The sequence below is a fragment of the Aeromonas sp. 95A genome, from assembly GCF_051919235.1.
GTDB lineage: Bacteria > Pseudomonadota > Gammaproteobacteria > Enterobacterales > Aeromonadaceae > Aeromonas > Aeromonas veronii.
Map to the genome: position 1 here is coordinate 611,899 of NZ_JBQBFC010000001.1, position 26,790 is coordinate 638,688.

25 protein-coding genes are annotated in these 26,790 nt (G+C 57.2%); 12 read left to right on the plus strand and 13 right to left on the minus strand.

Features of this window, described 5'->3' with window-relative positions:
• Nucleotides 1–101: 101 nt before the first annotated feature.
• Together ykgO and ACTG2U_RS02770 are read right to left on the minus strand one after the other, a co-directional pair.
• Nucleotides 102–227 (minus strand): type B 50S ribosomal protein L36, encoded by a 126-nt coding sequence (gene ykgO / locus ACTG2U_RS02765; RefSeq protein ID WP_005336596.1) that lies wholly within the window; start codon nt 225–227, stop codon nt 102–104.
• Nucleotides 228–491 carry a type B 50S ribosomal protein L31 gene (locus ACTG2U_RS02770; protein WP_439973994.1) on the minus strand — a complete coding sequence of 88 codons (264 nt, stop codon included), beginning with the start codon at nt 489–491 and terminating at the stop codon, nt 228–230.
• Nucleotides 492–563: 72 nt separating this feature from the next.
• Between ACTG2U_RS02770 and ACTG2U_RS02775 the strand changes: the two genes are divergently transcribed.
• Nucleotides 564–884: a hypothetical protein gene (locus ACTG2U_RS02775; protein ID WP_236341570.1), complete on the plus strand. Its 321-nt coding sequence runs from the start codon at nt 564–566 to the stop codon at nt 882–884.
• On the opposite strand, the gene ACTG2U_RS02780 is transcribed toward ACTG2U_RS02775, so the two are convergent.
• The 9 genes from ACTG2U_RS02780 to ACTG2U_RS02820 all read right to left on the minus strand — a co-directional run bounded on the left by ACTG2U_RS02780 (nt 872) and on the right by ACTG2U_RS02820 (nt 14,543).
• A complete protein-coding gene (locus tag ACTG2U_RS02780; RefSeq protein WP_236341569.1) occupies nt 872–1,408 on the minus strand; it encodes a cell division protein ZapC in 537 nt (178 codons plus the stop codon). The genes ACTG2U_RS02775 and ACTG2U_RS02780 overlap by 13 nt on opposite strands.
• A 90-nt stretch (nt 1,409–1,498) precedes the next feature.
• Complete coding sequence (gene pyrD, locus ACTG2U_RS02785) at nt 1,499–2,509, minus strand: quinone-dependent dihydroorotate dehydrogenase (RefSeq protein ID WP_005336601.1); 1,011 nt, start codon at nt 2,507–2,509, stop codon at nt 1,499–1,501.
• A gap of 77 nt (nt 2,510–2,586) precedes the next feature.
• The gene (locus ACTG2U_RS02790) at nt 2,587–7,425 is read right to left on the minus strand and encodes an NAD-glutamate dehydrogenase (RefSeq protein ID WP_439973995.1); all 4,839 of its coding nucleotides are present in this window, start codon (nt 7,423–7,425) and stop codon (nt 2,587–2,589) included.
• 278 nt (nt 7,426–7,703) lie between these two features.
• Nucleotides 7,704–7,925, minus strand: a complete 222-nt coding sequence (locus tag ACTG2U_RS02795) for a DUF2835 domain-containing protein (protein ID WP_033136823.1) — start codon at nt 7,923–7,925, stop codon at nt 7,704–7,706.
• A 70-nt stretch (nt 7,926–7,995) separates the two neighbouring features.
• Nucleotides 7,996–10,620, minus strand: coding sequence for an aminopeptidase N (gene pepN, locus ACTG2U_RS02800; protein ID WP_439973996.1), 2,625 nt, complete (start codon nt 10,618–10,620; stop codon nt 7,996–7,998).
• 144 nt (nt 10,621–10,764) lie between these two features.
• On the minus strand, nt 10,765–12,780 hold the full coding sequence (gene prc / locus ACTG2U_RS02805; RefSeq protein ID WP_005351922.1) for a carboxy terminal-processing peptidase: 2,016 nt from the start codon (nt 12,778–12,780) through the stop codon (nt 10,765–10,767).
• Nucleotides 12,781–12,788: 8 nt separating this feature from the next.
• Nucleotides 12,789–13,427: an RNA chaperone ProQ gene (proQ, locus tag ACTG2U_RS02810; RefSeq protein ID WP_005351923.1), complete on the minus strand. Its 639-nt coding sequence runs from the start codon at nt 13,425–13,427 to the stop codon at nt 12,789–12,791.
• A gap of 102 nt (nt 13,428–13,529) precedes the next feature.
• Nucleotides 13,530–13,988, minus strand: a complete 459-nt coding sequence (locus ACTG2U_RS02815) for a GAF domain-containing protein (RefSeq protein WP_005336610.1) — start codon at nt 13,986–13,988, stop codon at nt 13,530–13,532.
• A 93-nt stretch (nt 13,989–14,081) separates the two neighbouring features.
• Complete coding sequence (locus ACTG2U_RS02820) at nt 14,082–14,543, minus strand: hypothetical protein (RefSeq protein ID WP_267529354.1); 462 nt, start codon at nt 14,541–14,543, stop codon at nt 14,082–14,084.
• A gap of 281 nt (nt 14,544–14,824) precedes the next feature.
• Between ACTG2U_RS02820 and ccoN the strand changes: the two genes are divergently transcribed.
• The 11 genes from ccoN to ttcA all read left to right on the plus strand — a co-directional run bounded on the left by ccoN (nt 14,825) and on the right by ttcA (nt 25,066).
• Nucleotides 14,825–16,249, plus strand: a complete 1,425-nt coding sequence (gene ccoN / locus ACTG2U_RS02825) for a cytochrome-c oxidase, cbb3-type subunit I (RefSeq protein ID WP_005360548.1) — start codon at nt 14,825–14,827, stop codon at nt 16,247–16,249.
• Between the two features lie 16 nt (nt 16,250–16,265).
• Entirely contained in the window at nt 16,266–16,880 is a 615-nt protein-coding gene (gene ccoO, locus ACTG2U_RS02830; protein WP_021230095.1) for a cytochrome-c oxidase, cbb3-type subunit II, read from the plus strand.
• Between the two features lie 10 nt (nt 16,881–16,890).
• Nucleotides 16,891–17,070, plus strand: coding sequence for a CcoQ/FixQ family Cbb3-type cytochrome c oxidase assembly chaperone (locus ACTG2U_RS02835; RefSeq protein WP_005336620.1), 180 nt, complete (start codon nt 16,891–16,893; stop codon nt 17,068–17,070).
• Nucleotides 17,070–18,053 carry a cytochrome-c oxidase, cbb3-type subunit III gene (gene ccoP / locus ACTG2U_RS02840; protein WP_252656623.1) on the plus strand — a complete coding sequence of 328 codons (984 nt, stop codon included), beginning with the start codon at nt 17,070–17,072 and terminating at the stop codon, nt 18,051–18,053. The genes ACTG2U_RS02835 and ccoP overlap by 1 nt, the downstream gene beginning before the upstream one ends.
• A gap of 140 nt (nt 18,054–18,193) precedes the next feature.
• On the plus strand, nt 18,194–18,694 hold the full coding sequence (locus tag ACTG2U_RS02845) for a FixH family protein (RefSeq protein WP_005345427.1): 501 nt from the start codon (nt 18,194–18,196) through the stop codon (nt 18,692–18,694).
• 86 nt (nt 18,695–18,780) lie between these two features.
• Entirely contained in the window at nt 18,781–21,165 is a 2,385-nt protein-coding gene (locus ACTG2U_RS02850; protein ID WP_439973997.1) for a heavy metal translocating P-type ATPase, read from the plus strand.
• Between the two features lie 138 nt (nt 21,166–21,303).
• Complete coding sequence (gene ccoS / locus ACTG2U_RS02855) at nt 21,304–21,492, plus strand: cbb3-type cytochrome oxidase assembly protein CcoS (RefSeq protein ID WP_005336630.1); 189 nt, start codon at nt 21,304–21,306, stop codon at nt 21,490–21,492.
• Nucleotides 21,476–22,162: a sulfite exporter TauE/SafE family protein gene (locus ACTG2U_RS02860; protein ID WP_042083125.1), complete on the plus strand. Its 687-nt coding sequence runs from the start codon at nt 21,476–21,478 to the stop codon at nt 22,160–22,162. The genes ccoS and ACTG2U_RS02860 overlap by 17 nt, the downstream gene beginning before the upstream one ends.
• Nucleotides 22,163–22,230: 68 nt before the next feature.
• Entirely contained in the window at nt 22,231–22,986 is a 756-nt protein-coding gene (locus ACTG2U_RS02865) for an FNR family transcription factor (protein WP_005351934.1), read from the plus strand.
• A 150-nt stretch (nt 22,987–23,136) separates the two neighbouring features.
• On the plus strand, nt 23,137–24,084 hold the full coding sequence (uspE, locus tag ACTG2U_RS02870; protein WP_042083128.1) for a universal stress protein UspE: 948 nt from the start codon (nt 23,137–23,139) through the stop codon (nt 24,082–24,084).
• Between the two features lie 73 nt (nt 24,085–24,157).
• Nucleotides 24,158–25,066, plus strand: a complete 909-nt coding sequence (gene ttcA / locus ACTG2U_RS02875; RefSeq protein WP_005336634.1) for a tRNA 2-thiocytidine(32) synthetase TtcA — start codon at nt 24,158–24,160, stop codon at nt 25,064–25,066.
• A 102-nt stretch (nt 25,067–25,168) separates the two neighbouring features.
• Here the strand turns inward: ttcA and ACTG2U_RS02880 are convergent, their stop codons facing one another.
• Together ACTG2U_RS02880 and ACTG2U_RS02885 are read right to left on the minus strand one after the other, a co-directional pair.
• Nucleotides 25,169–25,855 (minus strand): DUF2987 domain-containing protein, encoded by a 687-nt coding sequence (locus ACTG2U_RS02880; RefSeq protein ID WP_421172915.1) that lies wholly within the window; start codon nt 25,853–25,855, stop codon nt 25,169–25,171.
• 16 nt (nt 25,856–25,871) lie between these two features.
• Nucleotides 25,872–26,609, minus strand: coding sequence for a hypothetical protein (locus ACTG2U_RS02885; RefSeq protein ID WP_005351939.1), 738 nt, complete (start codon nt 26,607–26,609; stop codon nt 25,872–25,874).
• Nucleotides 26,610–26,790: the final 181 nt, after the last annotated feature.

Sequence of the window (26,790 nt, forward strand, 5' to 3'; positions counted from 1 at the left end):
CGCAAACAGCAGGATGGAAACAGATTGATAGGTGGTGAAAAGGTAAAAGGCCCCATGACTACCCGATGGCGAGATCATGGGGCCAGACATCATTTAGCGGATCACTTCATACGAGCCTTGAAACGGGGATTGCTTTTGCAAATCACGAACAATTTGCCCCGACGGCGCACCAACTGACAATCGGGATGACGCGCCCGTGCGGATTTGAGTGAACAGACGACCTGCATTCAGGACTCCTTCTTGCTTGAAAATGCGCCAAAGCGCTTGTTGAAACGGGCCACACTCCCCTCGCTCGATACCTGCTTCTGCTTGCCGGTATAGAACGAGTGCGACTGACTGGAAACATCGAGCGACACATAGGGATACTCCTTCCCGTCTTGCCACGTATAGCGGCGATTGCTCTTGATGGTTGAACCGACCAGGAAAAAGGCATCTGCCGCCGTGTCATGGAACAGCACCAAACGATAATCAGGATGAATATGAGGCTTCATGGCAACTCCATTTTGTTATGTTATAACAAAATGTAAGTGAGAATAGCTCTCGTTTCAAGCAAAAAATGTCGTATGAAGAACATCGCTGCAGTGAGTGATGTGTTGATAGTTAGGGGGAGACACTACGCAAGCAGAACGAAACAAGAGGAAGACACCATGCTTGCAGCACGAAAGACCAAGACACTGCGTGGGTTAGAACACAAGGTGCAAGTGGATGTAACAAGCCTCAAGAGAGGCTGGTTCACAACCATGAAGAGCAATCAGAATGGGCAAGATGTTCGCGGATCAATGAAGTATCAGAAACGATGCACTATGGAGGTGACAACAGTAAAAACAGGCAGCGGTGTAATCACAGAGATAAAAAGATTGATGAAAATATATCAACTGACCTGACGATATTGCTCGGTCACGGTAATACGCGGCTTCATCCGGTTATTCATCACCTTGATCACCCCGAAACGCGGCAAGGTTTTATTGGTGGTCAATACCAGATCGGCAGTGAGGTTCAAACAGACGCTAGCCTGATCCCCTGCCTCAATGACCATAAATTCGCCGTTGCCATGAGGTGTATTCATCAGGACCAGATCACCGTTTTGCGGGATCACTTGCGGATGCTGTTCACTAAAAAACCAGCTTTGCGGCATCAGAGGTTTATAAAAGCGACTGACCGCGATGGCATTAAGCACCAACTGAACCTGATGGGGAATACTCCACTCAAGTTCGGCTGCTTTATCCATCAACTGATAATAGAGGGCGGCATCATCGACACAAAAAGGTTGGGTCGTAAACGAGCTGGGCACCAATTGCCGCCCTTTATACTCGGTCGCAAATAACATGTTATCAGACAGGTCCAACATCAGACGGTCACTCTGGGCATCATAGTGCCATTGCCAGCTATCGGTCGGTTGGATAAACATGTTGGAGCCCTTACTTGATAATTACCAGTTGACTTTATTCCATATGCAGGAAATCAGCAACGTCAAATAAAGGGCTCCGCCATCTATTTCTTAAATATTGGTCACAATCTCTTTGACCAGCCCCGGCCCTTTATAAATAAAGCCGCTATAAATTTGTACCAGACTGGCACCGGCGGCCAATTTTTCACGGGCGGCCATGGCACTATCAATACCACCCACCCCGATAATTGGCAGAGCACCATTGAGCGCCTTGGCCAGATGACGGATCACCTCGGTACTCTTGTGCTGCAGAGGACGACCGCTCAGGCCACCCGCTTCACCGGCATGGGGCATGTCATAAATCATCTCGCGCTCGAGGGTGGTATTGGTGGCGATAACCCCATCAATACCATTACGCACCAGCGACGCGGCCACCTGATCTATTTCTTCAAGGCTTAAATCCGGGGCAATTTTAACCGCCAGCGGCACATACTTTTTATATTGGGCGGCCAGCTCTTGCTGACGTACCTTGAGGGCGGCCAGCAATTCATCCAGCGCCTCGCCATATTGCAGCGAACGCAACCCCGGTGTGTTGGGGGAAGAGATATTGACGGCAATATAACCGGCATGATCATAAACCTTGTCCATGCAGATCAGGTAATCATCCTTGCCCTGTTCGATGGGAGTATCTTTGTTCTTGCCGATATTAATGCCGATGACCCCCTGATATTTGGCCTCTTTTACCTTGGCCACCAGATGATCCACCCCCTTGTTGTTGAATCCCATCCGGTTGATGATCCCCTCTGCCGGAATAACCCGGAACAGGCGAGGCTTGTCATTGCCGCTTTGGGGTCTGGGGGTGACGGTACCGACTTCGATAAAACCAAATCCCATGGCGCCCAGCGCGTCAATGCACTCACCATCTTTATCCAGACCAGCCGCCAATCCCACCGGATTGGCAAAAGAAAGCCCCATGACAGTGACGGGGCGTTTCGGCAAATTCTGGCGGAAGAAACAATCGAGTGGCGTACCGAGAAGGCGGGGCAAATATTTCATGGAGAGATCGTGAGCCTGTTCCGGATTGAGTTTGAACAGGAAATGCCTGGCGATGGGGTACAACATCTTTGCTCCTTAAAGAAAGCCCCGGCAACTGGCCGGGGCTTTGGGTGTAATGTCGGTGTCATGCCTTAATCTGGCAATTAAAGTGCCCGACAATTCAACTGGAGCAGGTTCAACTCTCGCAAGGCCACCGAGAACTTGGCGAACTCGTGAGTGCTGGTGGTCTTGAAGTCGGCCAACATGTGGGTCCAACGGGACAAGAGTTGCTCATGCTCCGAAATCCAGTCGGCCAGTATGGTAGCGCATTCTCCCTGATCTTTGCACCCTTCCAGTACCACAGAAGTGAGACTGCGTTGCTGCCAGTCCAGATCTTCGCGGAAGGAGGCTCGCGCCATCGCCTGCCAGTGGTTGCCGACCGGCTGATGGTTGATCTGGTCGAGGAACCAGTGCAGATCCAGTTTGGCTCCGAGGCGATAGTAAACGTTGGCGGCACGCAGGATATCGGTCTTGTGCTCGGCGGCAATCTGCGCCAGATCCAGACTGGAAAAGAGGCTGCTCATATGGGCGACCTGACGGGCAATGGCTTCAGGCACCTGTTTCTCCATCCACTTGGCAACAGCCTGACGATGCTCGGCCACTTCGCTCTCATCCATCACCTCGTAGAGGTGCTTCCCTAAGGTCTCGAACGCTGGACGGAAGAAGGCGATGTTCTCGCTGATGCTCCAGCTGCGATTGCGGGCGCGCAGGAACCAGCGGGTGGCACGGCGCACAATGCGGCGGCTGTAGAACATCAGCTCGAGCTGAGTCTGGGCATCCACTAGGTTGTCGCACCCTTCGATATCGCGCCACAGCTGGTTCATGCCAAACACTTCGCGGGCCATGGCAAAGCAGCAGGCCACTTCGGCGACCGAGGCACCGGTTTCGTCCTTCATCCGGCTGGCGAAGTTGAGCCCCATGTCGTTAACCAGCATGTTGGCCACCCGGGTAGCGATGATCTCGCCGCGTAGCGGGTGATCGGCCAGCTGGGTACCAAACTGCTGCTGCACCTTGGCCGGAAAGCTGGTGACCAGCATGTTGGCGAGGAAGGGCTCGTCGGTCACTTCCGGGCAGTTGAGCTGCTCTTTCAGCACCATCTTGCCGTAAGCCACCAGCACCGCCAGTTCGGGGCGGGTCAGTCCCTGCCCTGCCGCCATCCGCTCGGAAAGCTCCTCATCGGATGGCAGGAACTCCAACGCACGGTCCAGCTTGCCTTCCCGCTCCAGCCCCTGAATAAAGCGCTGTTGCTCTTTAAGTTGTTCAGAGCCGCGGAAGCTGGTGACCGAGATGGACTGGGACTGGCGATAGGCGTTGGTGATCACGATCTGCGCCACGTCGTCGGTCATCTCATAGAGCATCTGGTTACGCTGCTTGAGAGTCAGATCCCCTGCGGCCACCAATTGGTTGAGCAGGATCTTGATGTTCACCTCGTTGTCGGAGCAGTCCACCCCGCCCACGTTGTCGGTAAAATCGGTATTGATGCGACCGCCCTGACTGGCGTACTCCACCCGACCGAGCTGGGTGAAGCCGAGGTTGCCCCCCTCACCCACTATACGAGCCCGCAGATCGCGACCATTGACTCGCAGTGCGTCGTTGCTGCGATCGCCCACCTCGGCATCGCTCTCGCGAGCGCTCTTCACATAGGTGCCAATGCCGCCATTCCACAGCAGGTCGACATTGAGGCAAAGCAGCGCCTTGATCAGCTCGTTCGGCGCCATGCTGGCCTTGTCGGTGCCGAGCAGTGTCTGCATTTCCGGGCTCAGCTTGATGGACTTGGCCGAGCGCAGGAAGATGCCGCCCCCTTGTGATATCAGCTCACGGTTGTAGTCATCCCAGCTGGAGCCCGGCAGATCGAACAGGCGCTGGCGCTCGACAAAACTCTTGGCCGCATCCGGAGTGGGGTCAACGAAGATGTGCATGTGGTTGAACGCGCCCACCAGCCGGGTGTGCTCGGAGAGCAGCATACCGTTGCCGAACACGTCGCCGGCCATGTCCCCAATCCCCACGCAGGTGAAGTCGGTGGTCTGACAGTTGACGCCAATTTCACGAAAATGCCGCTTGACCGACTCCCAGGCGCCGCGGGCGGTGATACCCATCTTCTTGTGGTCGTAACCGACCGAGCCGCCGGAGGCGAACGCGTCGCCGAGCCAGTGACCGTATTCGAGACTGATCTCGTTGGCAATATCCGAGAAGGTGGCAGTCCCCTTGTCGGCAGCAACCACCAGGTAGTAGTCATCCTCATCGTGGCGCACCACGGATTTGGGCGGGATCACCTCGCCGCCGATGATGTTGTCAGTCACATCGAGTAGGCCGCGGATAAACAGGCGATAACAGGCCTTGCCCTCCTCCTGGATGATGGCACGGGGCGCCCCCACCGGCATCTGTTTGCAGTAGAAACCGCCCTTGGCCCCCACCGGCACAATGACGGTGTTCTTCACCTGCTGGGCTTTCACCAGACCCAGCACTTCGGTGCGGAAGTCCTCTTTGCGATCGGACCAGCGCAGACCGCCACGAGCCACTTTACCCCAGCGCAAATGTACCCCTTCCACCCGCGGCGAGTAGACGAAGATCTCGAATTTCGGCAGCGGCAGCGGCATGTCGGTGATGCTGGAGGGAGCCAGTTTGAAGGAGATGTAGGGCTTGATATTGCCCGCCTTGTCCAGCTGGTAGTAGTTGGTGCGCAGGGTAGCGTCGATCATCTCCACATAGCGGCGAATGATGCGATCGTCGTCCAGGTTGGCCACCTGATCCAGCTTGGCGGCAAGCTCCTCGTGCAGCTTGGCTTCTGCCTTGGCGTCCTGCTTGCCAGCCGGGTCGAGGCGCTGCTCAAACAGGGTAAACAGCAGTTGGGCGATATCGGGATAACGGGTCAGGGTCTCTTCGATATAGGACTGGCTGAAGGAGACGCCGGTCTGACGCATGTATTTGGCATAGGCGCGCAATACCGACACCTGGCGGCCGGTGAGACCCGCCCCCAGCACCAGCCGGTTGAAGCCATCATCTTCCAACTGCTTGTTCCAGATGGCGGCAAACGCCTGCTGGAAGCGCTGCTGGCTCTGGGCCAGATCAAAGGGCTGCTCGCCGTGCAGCAACATGGAGAAGTCGAGGATCCAGAACAGATCGCCCCCCGGAGTGCGTACCTGATACGGGGTCTCGCCGATCACCCGCAGTCCCATGTTCTCCAGCATCGGCAACACATCGGAGAGGTGAATGGGTTCGGTGCGATGGAACAGCTTGAGCCGTACCCGACGGTCGTTCTCCTCCTCCTGCGCGCGGTAAAACAGCATGCCCAGCGGCTCGGCTTCGCTCAGGTTATCGAGCGCCATGATGTCGGCCACGGCCGAGCCCGGCAGCACATCTTCCTTGTAAGCGCGGGGGAATGCGGTGCTGAAACGGCGGCGCAACTCGTTGCCACGGGCCTCGCCATAATGGGAAAGCAGCACGGAGTCGAGTCTGTCGTCCCAGCTGCGGGCCGCTTCAATCAGGTTGTTCTGTACTTCGTTCACATCCACATCCACGTTGTTGTTATTGACCCGCACTATGTAGTGGGTCCGCGCCAGCACGCCTTCGGTGAAGTAGACGTTGAACTCCACCTCTTCATTGCTGCCAAAATATTTCTGCAAAATTTGCTGGGTCTTGATCCGCAGCGCCGTGTTGTAGCGCTCCTTGGTGACATAGACCATGCAGGAGAAGAAACGGCCGTACACATCCCGGCGCACGAACAGCCGCAGCATGTCACGCTCCTGCATCTCCAGTACGCCAAGGCCGGTAGCCAGCAGTTCCTCTTCGCGGGCCTGGATCAGCTCATCGCGCGGGTAGGTTTCCAATACGTTCAGCAGCGCCTTGTAGGCGTGGGAGCCCTTCTCGTGACCGGAGGCAGCCATGATGCGTTCGAGACGATGGCTGATGAGCGGGATCTGGGTCGCGCTGGTGTTGTAGATGGAAGAGGCGTAGAGACCGATGAAGCGATCTTCCCCGATCACCTTGCCATGCTCGTCAAAGCGCTTGATGCCGATGTAATCCACATAAGCAGGACGGTGCACCCGGGACTTGCTGTTGGATTTGGTGAGGATCAGCATGTCAGAACTCAGGGCGGCGTGACGGGCACTGGCCGGCATGTTGCCAAGACGCTGGCCTACCTCCTTGATGGAGTTCTTCATCAGACCCAGACTGGAGCTAGCCTGCGGCAGGATCTCGTGATCCCCCTCCACCGTCTTGACGTCGTAACGGCGATACCCCATCAGGGTGAAGTTGTGGGCAGCCACCCATTTGAGGAAGGCAACGCAGGAGGCCACCTCCTCCTTGCTGACCGGGTGCTTGCGCTTGGGCAGTTCGTCGATGATCTCATTGAGCTTGGCCAGCATGGGCTGCCAGTCGCCGACTGCCAGCGCCACTTCACCGGCCACTGAGTTGAGCTCGGCAGCCAGCGCGGCCATCTGCTCCTCGCTGGTGAGGTGATCGATCTCGATAAGGAATGCCGTTTCAACCGAGGTCTGCCCGTCGGTGTTGTCGAGTTCCAGAATGGCATCAATCTTTCCATCCGCTCCACGAATGAGGTGCAGCGGTTGGTGCAGCATCATGTGGGCGGTGATATTGAGCCGTTTAAGCGCCATTCGGATGGAGTCCACCAGGAAGGGGGAGTCCTGCAGGATCACCTCGACGATGGTATGGGGCGATTGCCAGCCGTGACGGGTCAGCTCGGGATTGTAGACCCGGATGTAGGGATCGGTACCGCTGCGCTGATTGAGGGCATTCCACAGACTCAGGGCCGCGCCATAGAGATCGCTGTCATTGCGATCATGCAGATCGGAGCTCGCCATGTTGCCGTAGAACTTGGCAACGAAGCGCTCGACCAGAGAGGCACTGTTTTTGGGCAACTTCTGATGGATCAGACTGAGAACGTTTTCGAGCAGAACTGAGGTAGGGGCGTCTTTCAATGCCATTTTTATATTCCTTATCGGACGACATTAACCACCGACGCAGAGGCAACCACCCTGGTTACCCGCTGGTGCAGAGTTGTTGCGAAGTGTAATGGCTTGGATAAGGGAAGGCGAGGAAAGGTGCTAACGAGATGTTAAAAACAAGGTGCAGATCACGGCTTAAACTGTGAGAAATTTTGCAAATAACCAAAAATACAGAAATTCCCACTACCTTTGTGCCAGTTTACCGGATAGATAGTGACGCAAAGCAGATAAACAGTCGGTAATCTGTTCGATTTTTGTTAATTTATGCGTTCGAGGCTGATAAAGCGGTAATCGTCCTGGGTTTTCAGCCGAAAATAGCCATGCACACCATTGATGGCGACAAAGGGGCGTATTTTTTCTATGCCAAGCTCCAGGGTCAATCCCTGTTCGCTGCGCACCACCAGCCGTCTGGCATGGCCCTGATACATCAGCATCACCTCGTCACTGCTCAATGAGAGCCGAAAAGTAAACTGCTTCACGCTTGCTCCTGATCACACGGCAAATCACACAATGGGGGCAGGCGCATTCACGCCCCTGCCCCGTCGACAGTTACTGCTGCAGTGCCTTGCTGACCTTCTCGAACAGATCCCGTGCCAGCCCCTCAAGGTTGGCAAGACGGGTCAGCTCGGCGCGGATCAGCGCCTTGCGTGTTTCATCCAGTCGCTTGAACTGGATAAGCGGGGTAATGAGGCGGGAGGCCACCTGCGGATTCACCTCGTTGAGCTCGATCAGCAGATCGGTCAGGAAGCGGTAACCACTGCCATCCACCGCATGGAACTGCACCTGATTGCTCATGGCGAAGCTGCCGATCAGCGCCCGCAGCCGGTTCGGATTGCGAATGCTGAAAGTGGGGTGATTCATCGCCTGTTTCACTTCGCTCAGTACATCGGCAGCCGGTTTGCTGCCAATCAGCCGCAGCCAGTTGTCCAGCACCAGTCCATCCTTGGCCCACTTGCCCTCGAAATCGGCCAGCAGCGCGGCGCGGCATGGCAACAGATAGCCGTTGGCCACCTGCAGTGCCGCCAGGGTGTCGGTCATGTTGTCGGCAGTTGCATACTGCTCGCGCACCAGCGCATCGGCATGCTCCGCATCCAGTGCCGCCAGATAGCCGAGCACGACCCCTTTGAGGGCTCGCTTGGCCATATCGGCGTGCACCACCTGATAACCATTCAGACGCAGGCTCTGATAGGTTGCCGCCAAGCGCGCACCAAAGGCCTCGGCAAGACGGGTGTGGATCGCGTCGCGTACCTGATGGATGGCATCGATATCGGCCACCTCGAACAGCTCGGCCAGGGTCGTCTCACCGGGCAGCGCCAGGATCTCCGCCTTGAGGGCCAAATCGAGATCGCTGTCGTCCAGAATGGCGACGAAGGCGGCCAACAGGGTTTGGGAAAGCTCAACCCCCTGCCCATGCTGGACCCGTGCCACCCCATCGATGACCGCTTTGTTGATCAGCATCTGGGCCGCATCCCAGCGCGCAAACTCGTTGCGGGCAAAACGCATCAGGAAGGCGAGCGCTTCGTCGCTGTAGTCATAGTGCAGCTTGACCGGTGCGGAGAAGTCCCGCAGCAGAGAAGGAACCGGCTTGACCGGCACCCGATCGAATTCGAAGGTCTGCTCCGCTTCCAGCACGTCGAGCACGTTACCGATGGCCTTGCCCTGATACTGCAACGGGATGACGGCACCCTGCTCGTCATAGAGCTCGATATCGAGGGGGATATGCAGCGGCAGCTTCTGCGGTTGATCCTGGGTCGGCGGGGTGTGCTGGCTCACATGCAGACGGTAAACACCGCTGGCGGCATCATACTCATCGGTCACGGTCAGCTCGGGTGTGCCGGACTGGCTATACCAGCGGCGGAAACGACCGAGATCCACACCGGACGCATCCTCCATCGCCTGCACGAAATCATCGCAGGTGGCGGCCGAGCCGTCGTGACGTTCGAAGTAGAGACGCATACCAGCCTGGAAGGCATCTTCCCCCAGCAGGGTGTGCATCATGCGGATCACTTCCGACCCCTTCTCGTAGACGGTCAGGGTGTAGAAGTTGTTCATCTCGATCACCACATCCGGGCGGATCGGGTGCGCCATGGGGCCGGCATCTTCGGCAAACTGCGGGCCGCGGACGGTACGCACGTTGTTGATGCGGTTGACGCCACGGGAGCCCAGATCGGAGGAGAACTCCTGATCCCGGAATACCGTCAGCCCCTCTTTCAGGCTGAGCTGGAACCAGTCTCGACAGGTGACGCGGTTGCCGGTCCAGTTGTGGAAATATTCGTGGCCGATCACCCGTTCGATACCGTGGTAGTCGCTGTCAGTGGCGGTGGCCGGATTGGCCAGCACGAACTTGGAGTTGAAGATGTTGAGCCCCTTGTTCTCCATGGCGCCCATATTGAAGAAGTCCACCGCAACGATCATGTAGATGTCGAGATCATACTCGAGGCCAAAACGCTGTTCGTCCCAGCGCATGGAGTTGATGAGACTCTCCATGGCAAAACCGGCGCGATCGAGGTTGCCCTTGTCGACGAAGATCTCGAGGGACACCTTGCGGCCGCTTTTGGTGGTGTAGTGGCTGCGCTCCACATCGAAATCACCGGCCACCAGCGCAAACAGGTAGCTGGGTTTGGGGAAAGGATCCTGCCACTGTACGAAATGACGGCCGCCATCCAGATCACCGCTGTCGACCTTGTTGCCGTTGGAGAGCAGGAAGGGGAACTGGGCTTTGTCGGCGGTAATGCGGGTGCTGTAGCGCGCCAGAATGTCGGGGCGGTCCAGATAATAGGTAATGCGGCGAAAGCCTTCGGCTTCGCACTGGGTGCAGTAGGCATCGCCTGACTTGTAAAGCCCTTCCAGCGCGGTGTTGGCAGCCGGATCCAGTAGGGTGACGATGGTCAGCACACATTCGGCCGGCAGGTTGAACAGGGTCAGACTGCTCTCGCCTTGCTCGTAGTGGTCACAGGGAATGCCATCAATGGCAACGCTCTTGAGAGTCAGCTGTTCACCATCGAGGACGAGCGGCGCATTGTGCTCACCGTTGCGACGAATGCGGGTGATGGCGGTGACCTGAGTCTGCGGCTCCTGCAGTTGGAAATCGAGGTCGATGGTGTCGATCCAGTAGAGCGGCGCCTGATAATCCTGGCGATATTTGGCCGTCATGGCCTGGGAGTGATCGGTCATTATTGTCTGCTTCCACGCTTGTTAAAGGCGAGAAAGAGGCTGTCACAACCAACTGGCGGGGTCAAACAATTTGCATTACGTCAGATACGCCAGACAAAAAGAAAGGGCGACCGCAGTCGCCCTTGTGCATTGGAGGTCGCCTTGTCAGCTGCGTTTGCTGACCTTGGCCAGATCCGCCGTGATATTGGCCGCTTCGATGAGATACTCATCGGGCGCTTCAAAATCAGCGGGCAGTTCATCCAGACTCTTCACCGCCGGCTTGCCAAGACGTGCCAGACGCTCGTTGGTACGTTTGAGCGCTTTCTCATCCTGTTTCGCCTGCTCTGCAACACGCTCCGCCTCGTTGAGGGAGACCGACTTCTTGTCTTTCTCCTCCTTGTAGTCGGCGATGTCCTGCATCACATAGGCAAACTCGGGATCCTTGGCGATCCGGGCATCGTGCGCCGCCTGCAACTTGGGCAGTACGCTGGCGAAGTTGCCGAGTTTCTCGTAGTTGGCGGAAGCAATCTTGTCCCACGGCAACGCATTGAACTCACGGCTTTCGCCCGTCTCTTCCGGAGCAACCGGTGTCGGGAAGCTGATATCCGGCGCAACGCCCTTGTTCTGGGTGCTGCCACCGTCGATCCGGTAGAACTTGGCGATGGTGTACTGCACGTGACCCAGCGGCTGCTCGTAGAAGTCATAGACCTTGGCGAGACTGCGATGCTGCTGCACCGTCCCCTTGCCGAACGAGTTTTCACCCAGGATCAGGGCGCGGCCATAATCCTGCATGGCGGCAGCGAAGATCTCGGAGGCCGAGGCACTGTAGCGATCGATCATCACCGACATCGGGCCACCGTAGTAGACGTTGCCATCATCGTCACCGTTGACCGTGATACGGCCCATGTGATCACGAATTTGCACCACGGGACCACTGGCAAAGAAGAGACCGCTCAGGGCGGAAGCTTCGGTCAGGGCGCCGCCGCCGTTACCGCGCAGATCGATGATCAGACCATCGATCTTCTTCTTGTTCAGGCTGGAGAGCTCCTTGATCACGTCGTCGTGCAGATTGACGTAGAAACTCGGGATCTCGATGACGCCAATTTTCTTGCCTTCGGCGTTAATCACCTTGGACTTGGCAGCCCGGTCTTCAAGGCGCACCTTGTCGCGGGTCAGCTCGATCTGCTCGGTCTTGGCGGTTGCGCCCTTGCCGCGCTGGATCTCCAGCTTGACCTTGCTCCCTTTGGGCCCCTTGATGAGCTCGACCACGTCATCAAGACGCCAGCCGATCACATCGACAATCTTGCCATCTTCCTGCCCCACCCCGGTGATCTTGTCATCGGGTTTGAGGTGGTTGGATTTGGCAGCAGGGCCACCAGGCACCAGAGAACGGATGACGGTAAAGTCATCTTCCGCCTGCAACACGGCACCAATCCCCTCGAGCGAGAGGTTCATCTCGGTGTTGAAACGATCTGCACTTCGCGGTGAGAGGTAACTGGTGTGCGGTTCGATGGCGCGAGCGAAGGAGTTCATGAAGAGCTGGAAGACATCTTCGCTCTCGGTCTGGGACATCCGCTTGATGGCGTTGTTGTAACGCTTGCCAAGCAGCTCCTTGATCTCGGGCCACTCCTTGCCGCTGAGCTTGAGGCTCAGGGCATCGAACTTGACCCGCTGACGCCACAGCTCGTTGAGCTCTGCTTCATCTTTGGGCCAAGCCGCCCCTTCCCGATCAAACACATAGTTGTCGGTCTGGGTAAAATCGAAAGGAGTATCAAGCAGTTTGAGGGCGTATTCGAACCGCTCATAACGCCGCTGCTGACTCAGGTTGAACATCTCGTAGGCGGGAGCCAGACGGCCTCTTTCGAGGTCGGTGTCAAAACCGTTACGGTACTTTTCAAAACGGCTGATATCAGAGGCCAAAAACAGGTTGCGGCTGTAGTCCAGATTCTCCAGATATTTATCGAAAATCACGGAGGAAAAGGCATCGTCCAGCTTGAACTGTTTGTAGTGCGAGCGGGTAAACAGATTGGTAATTCGCTTGCTGGCCGTAGCATGTTGGCTCTCTTGAGCCAACACAGGCAAATCACTCTCCTTGAGCACCGGCTCGATGGCCTGTGCAAGCCCGGCAAGCGCCAGGCTACAGGCAACGAGGGAAAAACGAATTACGCCATGCTTCAACATTTGTCTCCTTAGAGAACCAAGTGCTCTGATTTGACCCGCACCATCATGCCGGTCTGCAGTTGGACCTGTACATCGTCCTTGGTTACTTCCTTGATGGTTGCCGGAACCGGGAATTTACCCATAACGACGCGCACATCCTGGCCCACTTTCAGCGTAGCGGCATCCACTTTAACCAGCGGAGCGTCAGCGACCGGTGCCTTGGCGGCAGCTTTTGGCTTGGCAGCTACATCAGCCTTCTCGGTTTTGCGCACAGCAGGACGACGGGGCTTCTTGGCCTTCTCATCCTTCTCTTTGGTATTGGTACGACGGCTGGCGAATACGCGCTCTTTGCTCTCTTTCAGAGCTTGCTTGGCGTGCTCGATGTGCTCTTCGGTCAGCAGCTCGCCCGGGTTGCCATCCAGATCAACGCGAGCCTGGCCAGCTTTGAGACCGTGCAGGTAGCGCCAGCTGGAGGTGTATTGACGCAGTGCGGAACGCAGCATGGTCTTGGAGACTCTGGCATCGTCAGCAAGACGCTCGGCCAAATCCTGGAAGATGCCAATCTTGAGCGGCTTGGCCTCTCCTTCAGCAACGAAGCAGGCCGGGAATTTCTCGACCAGGTAGGCAACGATCTCTTTACTGTTCTTCAGCTTCTCAGTGTTTTCCATGTATAACCTTGGCTTTCATATAAACGCACGGGCACGTCCCGAGCACAACAAAGGCCCCATTATAGAGAGCTTGGGGCCTTTTGCGAACCATCTAGCAATGACTTAGAGCATGCTTTCCAAAATTTGCACCGTTTCTTCGAGGCCAATCCGGTCTTGCTGGTCGAAACGGTTAAAAATCGGACTGTCGATATCGAGTACCCCGATGATCTCGCCACCACGGCGCACCGGGATCACGATTTCCGAGTTGCTCGCGCCATCGCAAGCGATGTGACCGTCGAACTGGTGGACATCGTCAATGAGCTGGGTTCTCCCCTCTGCCACTGCCGTACCACACACCCCACGGCCGACCGGGATCCGCACGCAGGCCGGTTTGCCCTGAAATGGCCCCAATACCAAGGTCTCGCCCTGCAACAGATAAAAACCGACCCAGTTGATCTCCTCCAGCTCCTGATTCAGCAGCGCGGAGAGGTTGGCAAGATTGGCAATCAGATCGGTTTCCCCCTCCAGCAGCGCCTTGGCCTGCTGGTTGAGGGTGCGATAAAACGGTTGTTTTTCAATCATGATTAAATGAACTTCACTCCCTGATGGTGTGGGGAAGGTAACGCCTGGCCGGGAAATTTCAAATATTTTTTCCACTCCCCACCTCTTGCGCCGTTATTCCCGGGCAACGGAAAGCGCCAATTGCTGGCGTTGACCATTACTCCACTCGATATTTAACAACCAGATCATGACGGGTGATGTACAGCTCCCCACTTGGGTTACCCCCTGCCACTGTCCGTCTATTTGTTCAAAACTCACCGGAATGGTGCCCATAAACATATCTTTGCCTTCGAGTGTCGCTTTCACCGGTTTGATGGCCGGATCGCCGCCGGTAATAGCGATGGCAAAGTCATGTTCGGCGCGCAGCGGTAATTCCTTGATGGCGACCGTCAGCGGCTTGTCACCAATCAGCGCGCTGCAAGGGGTGTGGGAAAGATCACAAATCTGATCTTTTTTCTGGTCAGCAGAGACGCTGTTATCGGCCGAAAACCAGGTGCGATAGGCCATCAGCGCCAATAACAGCGCCAATACCAGTACGAGGTGCAAAACTTTACGTGCGGTAAGTCTCTCTTTCATCAAAAACAGCCCGATTAAGATGCAATTAAAATGGTTTTTTGTGATCTCGAACAAGGTAAAAAACTGCCATATCGAGACCGGACGGAGCCAAATATATCACTGTTTATACTGTTATTTTACCTGTCACTTCAGTATCATTCCCATGCAGTTTTCATTTAGCCATCTTTTGCTTTTCCTTTCGTTAACAGATGTTAACAACTGGTCGGCGGTGGCTGATGAAGCCAGTCCGGTCCTCCGGATACAAAACCAAACAACAGCAGCATCGGAAGCGGAATATAACGATGAGCCATACAACTAACCATCCTGAGTACAACTACACCGTTGTTCGCCAGTTTACCGTCATGACGATTGTCTGGGGAATTGTCGGCATGTCGGTTGGCGTACTGATCGCAGCCCAATTGATCTGGCCTGCCCTCAACTTCGAGACGCCGTGGCTGACTTACAGTCGTCTGCGGCCCCTCCATACCAACGCAGTGATCTTCGCCTTCGGCGTCAGTGCACTGATGGCCACCTCCTTCTACGTGGTGCAGCGCACCTGTCAAACCAGACTGTTTGGTGGCCCGCTGGCAACCTTCGTCTTCTGGGGCTGGCAAGCAATCATCCTCTCTGCCGCCATCTCTCTGCCGCTGGGTTTCACCTCCGCCAAAGAGTATGCCGAGCTGGAGTGGCCGATTGATATCGCCATCACTGTGGTATGGGTCGCCTATGCCATCGTCTTCTTCGGCACCCTGATGAAGCGCACCACCTCCCACATCTATGTGGCGAACTGGTTCTTCGGCGCCTTCATTATCACCGTTGCGGTGCTGCACATTGTCAACAACATGGAAGTGCCCCTCTCCGGCATGAAGTCCTACTCCATGTACTCCGGCGCCATGGACGCCATGGTGCAGTGGTGGTATGGCCACAACGCGGTAGGCTTCCTGCTGACCGCCGGCTTCCTGGGGATGATGTACTACTTCGTGCCCAAGCAGGCCGGTCGTCCGGTTTACTCCTATCGCCTATCCATCGTCCACTTCTGGGCGCTGATCTCCCTCTATATCTGGGCCGGTCCGCACCACCTGCACTACACCGCACTGCCTGACTGGGCTCAGTCGCTGGGCATGGTGATGTCCCTGATCCTGTTCGTACCCTCCTGGGGCGGTATGATCAACGGCATCATGACTCTCTCCGGTGCCTGGCACAAACTGCGTTATGACCCCATCCTGCGCTTCCTGATCGTCTCCCTCTCTTTCTACGGCATGTCGACCTTCGAAGGCCCGATGATGGCGATCAAAACCGTCAACGCCCTCTCCCACTACACCGACTGGACCGTTGGTCACGTGCACTCCGGTGCGCTGGGCTGGGTTGCCATGGTCTCCATCGGTGCGGTCTATCACCTGATCCCGAACCTGTTCGGTCAGGGCCGGATGTACAGCGTCAAGCTGATCAACGTTCACTTCTGGCTGGCGACCGTGGGCACCGTGCTCTACATCGTTGCCATGTGGATTTCCGGCGTGATGCAGGGCCTGATGTGGCGTGCAGTCAACGAAGACGGCACCCTGACCTACAGCTTCGTTGAAGCGCTGCAGGCATCCTATCCCTTCTATTTCGTGCGCTTCCTGGGTGGCTGCTTCTTCGTCACCGGCATGTTGCTGATGGCTTACAACGCCTATCGCACCATCACTGCGCCCAAAGGTTCTCTGGAACCTGTCGCCCAGCCAGCATGATTGAAGAGGTCAACCCATGAGCAACAATAACCGTCACGAAATATTTGAAAAAAGCGTTCCCATGCTGGTGGTCGGCATCATCTTCGCCATCAGTCTGGGGGGCCTGGTTGAAATCACCCCGCTGTTCTTCCAGAAGCAAACCACCGAGCCGGTGGAGGGCCTCAAGCCCTACACCGCTCTGCAGATGGAAGGACGCGACATCTTCATTCGCGAAGGCTGCACCAACTGCCACAGCCAGATGATCCGTCCGTTCCGTGCCGAAACCGAGCGTTACGGTCACTACTCGGTCGCTGGCGAGAGCGTCTGGGAGCACCCCTTCCTGTGGGGTTCCAAGCGTACAGGTCCGGATCTGGCCCGTGTCGGTGGCCGCTACTCCGACGAGTGGCACAAGGTTCACCTGATCAACCCGCGCGATGTGGTACCGGAATCCAACATGCCCGCCTACCCCTGGCTTGATACCAATGTGCTGACTGGCGAGATGACCGGCAAAAAACTGGCGCTGTTCCGCGATCACTTCGGTGTGCCCTATACCGACGCCGATATTCAGGGTGCTGGCGAAGCCGTGAAGGGTAAAACCGAGCTGGATGCGCTGGTGGCCTATCTGCAATCACTGGGTCATGCCCTGAAATAAGGAGGCGAAGATGGACTACGGCACATTTCGCGGTCTGTATACCCTGCTGTTGATGGCCATCATGATTGGCATCATCGTCTGGGCCTACAGCAAACGCCGCAAGACCTCTTTCGACGAGGCTGCCAATCTGGTTTTTGCCGATGATGAGCAACCCGGTGCTGATAAAAAGAACGCAGGAGCGAAACAATAATGAGCACTCTGTTTAGCATTTTTGTGACTGTCATCAGTCTGGGAACCATCCTCGGCTGCTTCTTGCTGCTGATGTGGTGCCGCAAGGACAAGATGGGTGTTGAAGAAGGCAAATCGATGGGTCACTCCTTCGATGGCATCGAGGAGATCAACAACCCGCTGCCGAAGTGGTGGACTTACATGTTTCTCTTCTTCATCGTCACCGGTCTGGTCTATCTGATCGCCTTCCCGGGGCTTGGCAACTTCAAAGGCCTGCTTGGCTGGCAAAGTTCCAACCAGGACGTGCGCTCGCTGGCCGAGTCCAAGGCTGCAACCGAATCGGCCAAGGCCGAAGGTCGCGCGGTGGAGTACGACCGCGAGGTCGCCAAGGCTGACGAGATCTACGGCGCCAAGTTCCGTGAACTCACCTATGAAGCGGATGGCAAAACCTATCGTGCCATCACCGAGATCGCCAAGGATCCGGAAGCCCTGAAAGTGGGTCAGCGTCTGTTCCTGCAGAACTGCTCCCAGTGCCACGGCTCTGACGCCCGAGGTGGTCGCGGTTTCCCGAACCTGACCGACAGCGAATGGCAATGGGGCGGCCAGCCTGATCAAATAAAGACCACCATCATGGGCGGTCGTCAGGGGATCATGGCTGCTTGGGGTGAAATCCTCGGCAAAGATGGCGTTCAGGAAGTGGCCTCATATGTGCTAAGCCTCTCCGGTCGCAAGGTCGACTTGGTCGAAGCGAAGAAAGGTGAAGCACGCTTCGCTATCTGCGCTGCCTGCCACGGGGCCGATGCCAAGGGCGGTGTTGCCGTCGGTGCGCCAGATCTGACCAACAACACCTGGCTCTACGGTGGCTCCCGCGAAGTGGTGGTACAAACCATCACCCACGGTCGTCACGGCGTGATGCCAGCCTGGAAAGACATTCTGGGTGAGGACAAGGTTCACCTGCTGGCCTCCTACGTTTACAGCCTGTCTCATCAACAGCCTGCCAAGTAAGGTTCGCCCGTAACGTTGTAACATGTGATAAACACGTGATTACACAGCAAAAAGCCTCGACTCCTCGAGGCTTTTTGTTATCTTGTGTTGCGTAAAAACCATCTTCCACGTTAATCATTCGTTTCATGGCAGTAGCAATCATGACCCAACCTCTATCCAAACCGTGGTATCGCCAATTCTGGCCCTGGTTTATCATCGCCCTCCCCACTGCCGCCGTGGTCGGCAGTATCGCCACCGCCATCATCGCCAGCAAGGATGGGGTCAATCTGGTGGCCGAGGACTATTACAAACAAGGGAAAGAGATCAATCAGGACTTGAGCAAGTTTGACCGCTCCGAAGCGCTCAATATCCGCTTTGGGCTGGAGGTTGACGGCAACGAGCTGACCCTCAAACCCATCAGCGGCGACATTCCTGCCGGGCAAGCTCTCTATCTCTCATTGTTTCACCCGACCTTGGCCGGTCAGGACAGCGAACACATGATCACCGCCGATGCGAGCGGCACCTATCGCCTCCATTTCGACAAGCCGCTGGTCGGCAAGTGGCACATTCGGGTCGATGCCTTCGATCACCAGTGGCGATTGCAAGAGACCGTCCAGCTGCCCACCCTGGCCCCTGTCGAACTCGACCCGAAAGGACGCTAAGCCATGACCGGCTGTTCTCACTGTGGCGGGCCGGTGCTCGCCAGTGCCCCTGCTGCTTGCATTCTGCATTCAGGGGGGCATAACGCATGACCCCCTGCTTTCACTGTGGCGAGCCGGTACCCGCCAATAGTTGCTATGCCCTTGAGATAAAGGGGATTGTTCGCCCTATGTGCTGCCCCGGTTGTCAGGCGGTGGCAGAAACCATCATGGAGTGCGGCCTCGCCAGTTACTACGATCACCGCACCGCCCCCGGCACCAAGGGGGATCTGGTACCCGAAGAGCTGGCCGCCCTCACCCACTACGATCTGGCAGAAGTGCAACAGGATTTTGTCACCGACAGCGGTACCCTTCGCGAAATCCAGCTGACAGTAGAAGGGCTAACCTGCGCCGCCTGTGCCTGGCTTATCGAACGCCACTTGATGACACTGACGGGCCTGCGCTACATCAACGTCAACACCACCACCCACCGGGCCCGCATCAAGTGGGATCCGGACCAGCTCTCCCTGAGTGACATTCTCAAGGGATTCGCCCAGATCGGCTATCGCGCCTACCCGTTCCAGACCCATCAACAGGAGGCGCTCTACGCCAAAGAGGTGCGCAGCTATATGTTCCGGCTGGCACTGGCGGGGCTGGGCTCCATGCAGGTGATGATGTGCGCCGTGGCCCTCTATATGGACCTATTCATCAGTGTTGAAGATGAGTTCATGGTCTACTTCAAGTGGATAAGCCTGCTGCTCTCCACCCCCATCATGATCTACTCGGCCCAGCCTTTTTACGTGGGTGCCTGGCGCAGCCTGAAACAGGGTCACCTGTCGATGGATGTGTCGGTGTCGCTGGCGCTGATTGGTGCCTTTGTCGCCTCCATGTGGGCCACCGTGTTCAATACCGGTGAGGTCTATTACGACTCCATCACCATGTTCGTCTTCTTCCTGCTGCTGGGGCGCTTTCTCGAGTTGCGGGCCCGGCGCAAGGCGTCGGAATCGAGCTCCAACCTGGCGCGACTGGTGCCCATCATGGCGACCCGCATCGATGATGAAGGGGAGCATGAGGTAGCGGCCAAGACCTTGCAGGTCGGCGATCGGGTGCGGGTACTGGCCGGCGCCACCTTGCCGGCGGACGGCATCATTGTCGAAGGGCAAGCCAGCCTCAACGAATCCATGCTGACCGGTGAACAGCTGCCCCTGCTCAAACAGCGCGGTGATCAGGTCTATGCCGGCACCATCAACACAGATGCCCCGCTGCAGATCCGGGTCAGCCACCGTATTGAAGAGTCGCGGATCGCCCAGATCATGCGGCTGCAGGATCATGCTCTCGATGATAAACCGGCCATCGCCCAGATGGCGGATCAGCTGTCGCGCCACTTTATTCTGGTGCTGCTGATCATTGCCGCGGCGGTCTGGACCTTCTGGCACTTCCACCAACCGGAACAGGCATTCTGGATCGCGCTGGCCGTGCTGGTGGCCACCTGCCCCTGCGCCCTGTCACTGGCCACCCCGACAGCGCTGACCTCGGCGACCGCCAATCTGACCCGCAACGGCATCCTGCTGCGCCGTGGCCATGTGCTGGATATATTGACCAAGGCTAACCGGATCGTGATGGACAAGACTGGCACGCTCACCACAGGTGAGATCAGTCTGACCGGCATAACTACCTTGGCAGAGGTGGACGAGGCTCACTGCCTCGCCATCGCCCGGGCCATGGAGGCGCAATCCGAGCACCCCATAGCTCGCGCCTTCCAGCTACCTGCCGACAGTATCAGTGTGCTGCGATCCGCCCGCGAGATCACCCCGGTCATCGGTCACGGCATCACGGCGCTGGTGGATGGCGTACGCTACCGCATCGGCAGTGCCCGCTGGCTTGGGCTGGATACGGCGCAAGAGCGCGGCCGCGGTCTGGCTATCTATCTGGCCGACGAGCAGCAGGTCTTGGCCCGCTTCAATCTGGAAGATACCCTGCGCCCCGATGCCAGGGCGCTGATCGCGGCATTCAAGGCGGCAGGTCTGCAAACTACCGTGCTGACTGGTGACAGCTCTCTGCAAGCAGACGAGATTGCCCGGGAACTGGGGGTGGATGAGCTCGTCAAGGGGGTCTCACCCGATGGCAAGCTGGCCTACCTCAAGGCCCGGGAAGCCCAGGGGGATATCAGCATCATGGTGGGCGATGGCATCAACGACGCCCCGGTACTGGCAGGAGCTCACGCCTCGTTTGCCATGGCTGGTGGCACCGATCTGGCGAAAAACAGCGCCGACGCCATCCTGCTGGCCGATGACCTGAGCCGACTGCTCGAGGCCAGAGTGCTGGCAATGCGTACCCGCAAGATCATCATCGAGAACTTCGCCTGGTCCATCGGTTACAACCTGCTGGTGTTGCCGCTGGCGGCCTGCGGCTGGCTGCCCCCCTATCTGGCGGCGGCGGGCATGTCGCTCAGTTCACTCATCGTGGTGACCAACTCCATGCGCCTCAACCGATGAGGCTGGTGGCGGAAAATAGCTGAAAATGTGGCCTGCCTCCGATTCAGGCCACATTTCTCACTGATAGCGGCTGGCCCCCTGCCCGAACAGGGTTACCATAGGGGACGCTTGCCAAGGATGAACGCCAAGGTATCCCTCATGAATATAATTTTTGTCCTGATCCCCATCGCCATCCTGTTTGTGATCATCGCCGGGGTCGTCTTCTTCTGGGCCATTCGCTCCGAGCAGTTTGAAGATCTCGACCGGCAGGGTTCCAACATCCTGTTTGACGAAGAGCAACCTGCCCACAAACCCGTAAAGCCTGCTGACCATGACCCACAACCTTGATCTGGCCGGCGCCCTGCTGGTCGGACTGGCAGGCTCCGCCCACTGCATCGGCATGTGTGGGGGTGTCTCTGCCGCGCTCTCCATGGCGATCCCCGCCGACAAGCAGCACTTCTGGGGGCGGCTTGCCTATCTGCTCAACTACAACCTCGGCCGGATTCTGAGCTATGTCATTGCAGGTGCACTGGTGGGCGGCCTGCTCGCCACTACCAGTGAGCTGGGCGCAGGCAAACACGCCATCGCCGGGCTGCGGCTGGTAGCCGCATTGCTGATGATCGCCCTTGGTCTCTATCTGGCGGGCTGGTGGCAAGGGATCTTGCTCCTGGAGCGGCTCGGCGCCAGACTTTGGCCCCGTATCAAACCGCTGGCGGGCAAGTTTCTCCCCTTCACCTCACCTGTGCAGGCATTGCCCTTTGGCATGGTGTGGGGATGGCTGCCCTGCGGGCTGGTCTACTCCATGCTGACCTGGAGCGCGGCGGCGGGTTCGGCCTGTGGCGGGGCGCTCATCATGCTCTTTTTTGGTCTCGGCACCCTGCCCACCCTGTTTGCGTTGGGAGGGCTTGCCGATCGCCTGAGATACTGGCTCACCCTGCGCAGTTTGCGCCTTGGCGGTGCCCTGCTGCTCATTTTGTTCGGGGTGCATACCTTCTGGATTGGCATTGCTTCCTTTTGAAACCCTATCCAAAACGGATGAGTTGATGGTAAACTTGTTTGATATAAATCAATTATTCGTATGAGCCTATGATCCCGGAAAAGAAACCTGGCAGACGTATCCAGAGCGGTGGCTGTGCAATTCATTGCCAGGATTGCAGCATCAGTCAGCTCTGTATTCCCTTCACTCTGAACGACAACGAGCTTGATCAGCTGGACAGCATCATCGAGCGCAAGAAGCCGATCCAGAAGGGTGAAGAGCTGTTTAAGGCTGGCGATGAGTTCAAATCGCTCTATGCCATCCGTTCCGGGACCATCAAGTCTTACACCATCACCGAGCAAGGGGATGAGCAGATCACTGCGTTCCACCTCGCTGGCGATCTGGTCGGTTTTGATGCCATCAACAAGCAGGCCCACCCCTCCTTTGCCCAGGCGCTGGAAACGGCCATGGTGTGCGAGATCCCGTTTGAAGTGCTGGACGATCTCTCCGGCAAGATGCCCAAACTGCGCCAGCAGATCATGCGTCTGATGAGCAGCGAAATCATGGGCGATCAGGAGATGATCCTGCTGCTCTCCAAGAAGAATGCTGAAGAGCGCCTCGCCGCCTTCCTGCACAATCTGTCGGTACGCTTCTCCGAGCGCGGTTTCTCCGCCAAGGAGTTCCGTCTCTCCATGACCCGTGGTGACATTGGCAACTATCTGGGGCTGACCGTTGAGACCATCAGTCGTCTGCTCGGCCGCTTCCAGAAGTCCGGTCTCATCAGCGTCAAAGGCAAATACATTACCGTGCTGGATCAGGTCGCGCTGGGCATGATGGCCGGTGCCACTCGCCCGCCCTGCGGCTGATTTTTCCGCTACCCTCTCGCTTTTCTCCTGCTTTCCCTGCCGGATCCTTTCCTCTGGAATGTGATCCGGTACGTTCCCCATACCCTCCTCCTGCGCTAAGCTGTAATGGCTAAGATTCTGCTGTCATTGGACTTTTCCAAGGAGGAGAAGATGGTCAAATATCAGAATATTCTGGTGGTTATCAATCCAGAAGAGGAGCGTCAAATCGCCCTCGAACGGGCAGTCAAAGTCGCCGAGCTGGACGAAAACGCCCATCTGACCCTGCTGCTCACCATCTATGACTTCTCGTATGAAATGACCGCCATGCTCTCGGTGGACGAGCGGCAAGAGATGCGCGACGGCGTCATTTCACAGCGACGTGAGTGGCTGGACGAGATCCTGACCCCCTATCGGGCACAGGGGATAGAGTGCGAAGTGAAAGTGGTCTGGCACAATCGTCCCTTCGAGTGCGTCATTCAGGAGGTGCTGGAGCAGCGCCACGATCTGGTGGTCAAAGCCACTCACCATCACAGCTTCCTGCAAACCTTCATCTTTACCCCCACCGACTGGCACCTGCTGCGCAAATGCCCCTGTCCGGTGCTGCTGGTCAAGGAGGGTCACTGGCAACGGGGCGGCAACATCATCGCCGCCATCAACTGCTCAAGCGACGATCCGGATCAGAAAGTGCTCAACGAACGGATCACCCAGGAGGGAAGCGACATCGCCGAGCTGCTGGGCTCCAACCTCTATCTGGTCAACACCTACCCGGGCACCCCGGTCAACGTGGCCATCGAGCTGCCGGAGTTTGATCCCAACGCCTACAACGAAGCGATCCGCAAACATCACGAAAGCCTGCTGCTCAGCCATGCCGACAAGTTCGGGATCGGTCATCTCTGGACCCGGGTAGCAGAGGGGCTACCGGAAGAGGTGTTGCCAGATATGGCTGAAGAGCTCAAGGCGACCCTGATGATCATGGGCTGCGTCGGCCGTACCGGGCTTTCTGCTGCTCTGCTCGGCAATACTGCCGAACATGTGATTGACCGCCTCTCCTGCGACATCCTGATCCTCAAACCGGCGGACTACAGCTGCCCGGTCGACAGTCGTCGCAATCAATCATAAGGTGCCTGGCACCTTGCCTCCCCCGGGACATGGCTATAATAACGCGCTTATTTGTGTCCCGGGTTTTACGAGCATGCTAGAAGAGCTGAACGCCAAAGAAAAATACAGTTTTAACAAACTGCAGAAGCGCCTGCGGCGCAACGTGGGTCAGGCCATTGCCGACTTCAACATGATTGAAGAGGGCGACAAGGTCATGGTCTGCCTCTCCGGCGGCAAGGACAGCTTCGGTATGCTCGACATACTGATGAGCCTCAAAGCCAGCGCCCCCATCCATTTCGATCTGGTTGCCGTCAACCTGGATCAGAAGCAGCCCGGTTTCCCCGAGCATGTGCTGCCCGAGTATCTGGATTCCCTCGGCATCGAGTACAAGATCGTCGAAGAGGATACCTACTCCATCGTCAAAGAGAAGGTACCGGAAGGAAAAACCACCTGCTCTCTCTGCTCACGGCTGCGCCGCGGTATTCTCTACCGCACCGCCCAGGAGCTGGGTTGCACCAAGATTGCCCTTGGCCACCACCGCGACGACATCCTCGAGACCCTGTTCCTCAACATGTTCTACGGTGGCAAGCTCAAGTCCATGCCGCCCAAGCTGGTGAGCGACGATGGCAAGAACGTGGTGATCCGACCGCTAGCCTACTGCAAAGAGAAGGATCTGATCCGCTACGCCGACGTCAAAGCCTTCCCCATCATTCCGTGCAACCTGTGCGGCTCGCAGGAGAACCTGCAGCGTCAGGCCATCAAGCAGATGATGCAGGATTGGGATCGCCGCTTCCCCGGTCGTATCGAAACCATGTTCACCGCCATTCAGGACGTGATCCCGAGCCACCTGCTCGACCACAAGCTGTTTGACTTCAAGAGCATCAATCGCGACTCCGGCATCATCGATGGTGGCGACAAGGCGTTTGATCCGCCCGAGATGCCAAAGGCGCCGCTGCTGGATATCGACGAGATGGACATGCTGGATGTGATTGAAGTGCGCTAAGCCGCGCTCACAGGGCACACGCCACGCAATAAAAAAGGAGCGATGATCGCTCCTTTTTGCTTTCTGGATGGGCCTGTCACTGCGGTGACAGCGCAACCGATCTCACCCTTTATGCAGCCAGGGGGTCAGGCGCAACACGTCACCCTGCAGGCGCAGTTGCCCGGCGGCGAACGCGGCCAGTTGCTCATTGCTCAGCAGCAGGTGGCCTTCCTGCCAGGGCAGCGCCTCCTGACGGGCACCATCAATCAGATAAGCTGTTCCGCTCTGCTGCACCAGGGTAATGCGTACCCCTTCCATCTTCGGCAGGAAGTGCTTGCCGACCATGCCCGCCATCTTGTCGAGCAGCGACTGCATCTGCTGCTGACGGGCCGCCAGCTCGGCCAGCGGCAGCTCGGGCCCGTTCGGCGCATCGGCCATCACCTGTACCGTCATATCGCATGTGGCGTGCTCTTCTTTCAGGCCGACAGTCACGATCCCCTTGTCGAGGTTGAGATCCTCGTCAAAAGGCAGGCGCAGTTCGCTATCGACCGTTACCTCGCCCGCCACTTCCTTGCTGTCGGTTGCAACCCGGGCAAAAGTGAGGCCACAGCGCTGACCATCTTGCGGATCGGTCAGATAAAACCCCAGTCTGGCGTGACCAAACTCCCCTTTGGCAAAGGTCTTCATCTGGCTGTAGAAGGTGCTGTATTGCAGATCCAGTACCGGCTCAGCCAGCGCCAGCCCTGGCAGCAAGAGCGTGGCCAGCAGGCTCTGGCGCACAGCCTTGGTCACTCCATATCGACGGGTCATTCAACGTCCTTTTGCATCATGCATTGAAATGGTTGGGGCCTTCTGTCACCTCGTTAACCTCTACCCCCACCCCACAGAGATCCCGATAGAGGATCCCCTTGCAGTTGAAATAGAGCGGTGCCACCCAGATAAGCCCCAACCCCATGGGGATCAGAGCCAGGAAGAAGAGCGCGGTCATCACGCCGTGGAACAGCACAATGCTGGGCCAGCCGCGAGCAAAGAGTTTGAGAGAAACCAGAATGGCCTGGGGCGGCGTCAGGCCACGCTCCAGCACCAACGGGACGGTAAAGAGCAGCCCCATGCCGATCAGGGCCGAGGGAATGAATGAGAGTACGGCGGGCAATCCCAGCAGATCGAATAGCGGGCCAAACAGGCTGGTGAGCAGACTGCCAAGCAGGCTCAACATGCCGAGGCGTACAAAGTGGCGGAAGAAGTCGAACACCTGGTTGGCTCTAGCGCGCACCCCGACCGACTGCTGCAACCCCAGCATATCGAGGGAGCTGGTCATGGGGGCCATTACCACCGTCATCAGCAGGCTCAGCACCATGGCCACATTCATCTGGCTGTCATCCCCCAGATAGGGCAACAGCAGCACATTGCTGAGCAGGATCCAGATCGCCGTCACCCCGACAATCGCCAGCAGCAGGCCAAATCCGGTACGGCGGGTCTGTTGCCATCCCTCCTGGATGACCCCTTTCAGATCAAGGCGGTAGCCCTGGTTCAGAGACTGCTCAAGGGAGCCGCCAATACGCATTTTATTACTCAATTGACTATCCAATATCGAAAACGACCAAATCAGGTGGCACATTATAGCGATTTGGTCTGCTATTCGTAGCCGTTTTTCCTGCGCACTTGCGGCTAATTCGGGCCAAAAAGCCTTTAATTTCATGTGTCGGCTGCATAGAATGCGGCCCTCTTTCAACACGATGGCCACT

Excerpts from the sequence above, each read along its gene's own strand:
- ACTG2U_RS02835 (WP_005336620.1), top strand. The coding sequence starts at position 16,891 with ATGGACTACGGCACATTTCGCGGTCTGTATACCCTGCTGTTGATGGCC.
- ACTG2U_RS02850 (WP_439973997.1), top strand. The coding sequence starts at position 18,781 with ATGACCCCCTGCTTTCACTGTGGCGAGCCGGTACCCGCCAATAGTTGC.
- ccoO (WP_021230095.1), top strand. The coding sequence starts at position 16,266 with ATGAGCAACAATAACCGTCACGAAATATTTGAAAAAAGCGTTCCCATG.
- prc (WP_005351922.1), bottom strand. The coding sequence starts at position 12,780 with ATGTTGAAGCATGGCGTAATTCGTTTTTCCCTCGTTGCCTGTAGCCTG.
- pepN (WP_439973996.1), bottom strand. The coding sequence starts at position 10,620 with ATGACCGATCACTCCCAGGCCATGACGGCCAAATATCGCCAGGATTAT.
- ccoS (WP_005336630.1), top strand. The coding sequence starts at position 21,304 with ATGAATATAATTTTTGTCCTGATCCCCATCGCCATCCTGTTTGTGATC.
- ACTG2U_RS02780 (WP_236341569.1), bottom strand. The coding sequence starts at position 1,408 with ATGTTTATCCAACCGACCGATAGCTGGCAATGGCACTATGATGCCCAG.
- ACTG2U_RS02815 (WP_005336610.1), bottom strand. The coding sequence starts at position 13,988 with ATGATTGAAAAACAACCGTTTTATCGCACCCTCAACCAGCAGGCCAAG.
- proQ (WP_005351923.1), bottom strand. The coding sequence starts at position 13,427 with ATGGAAAACACTGAGAAGCTGAAGAACAGTAAAGAGATCGTTGCCTAC.
- ACTG2U_RS02885 (WP_005351939.1), bottom strand. The coding sequence starts at position 26,609 with ATGCGTATTGGCGGCTCCCTTGAGCAGTCTCTGAACCAGGGCTACCGC.
- ACTG2U_RS02820 (WP_267529354.1), bottom strand. The coding sequence starts at position 14,543 with ATGAAAGAGAGACTTACCGCACGTAAAGTTTTGCACCTCGTACTGGTA.
- ACTG2U_RS02775 (WP_236341570.1), top strand. The coding sequence starts at position 564 with ATGAAGAACATCGCTGCAGTGAGTGATGTGTTGATAGTTAGGGGGAGA.
- ACTG2U_RS02880 (WP_421172915.1), bottom strand. The coding sequence starts at position 25,855 with ATGACCCGTCGATATGGAGTGACCAAGGCTGTGCGCCAGAGCCTGCTG.
- ACTG2U_RS02770 (WP_439973994.1), bottom strand. The coding sequence starts at position 491 with ATGAAGCCTCATATTCATCCTGATTATCGTTTGGTGCTGTTCCATGAC.
- uspE (WP_042083128.1), top strand. The coding sequence starts at position 23,137 with ATGGTCAAATATCAGAATATTCTGGTGGTTATCAATCCAGAAGAGGAG.
- ACTG2U_RS02860 (WP_042083125.1), top strand. The coding sequence starts at position 21,476 with ATGACCCACAACCTTGATCTGGCCGGCGCCCTGCTGGTCGGACTGGCA.
- pyrD (WP_005336601.1), bottom strand. The coding sequence starts at position 2,509 with ATGTTGTACCCCATCGCCAGGCATTTCCTGTTCAAACTCAATCCGGAA.
- ykgO (WP_005336596.1), bottom strand. The coding sequence starts at position 227 with ATGCAGGTCGTCTGTTCACTCAAATCCGCACGGGCGCGTCATCCCGAT.
- ccoN (WP_005360548.1), top strand. The coding sequence starts at position 14,825 with ATGAGCCATACAACTAACCATCCTGAGTACAACTACACCGTTGTTCGC.
- ccoP (WP_252656623.1), top strand. The coding sequence starts at position 17,070 with ATGAGCACTCTGTTTAGCATTTTTGTGACTGTCATCAGTCTGGGAACC.
- ttcA (WP_005336634.1), top strand. The coding sequence starts at position 24,158 with ATGCTAGAAGAGCTGAACGCCAAAGAAAAATACAGTTTTAACAAACTG.
- ACTG2U_RS02790 (WP_439973995.1), bottom strand. The coding sequence starts at position 7,425 with ATGGCATTGAAAGACGCCCCTACCTCAGTTCTGCTCGAAAACGTTCTC.
- ACTG2U_RS02865 (WP_005351934.1), top strand. The coding sequence starts at position 22,231 with ATGATCCCGGAAAAGAAACCTGGCAGACGTATCCAGAGCGGTGGCTGT.
- ACTG2U_RS02845 (WP_005345427.1), top strand. The coding sequence starts at position 18,194 with ATGACCCAACCTCTATCCAAACCGTGGTATCGCCAATTCTGGCCCTGG.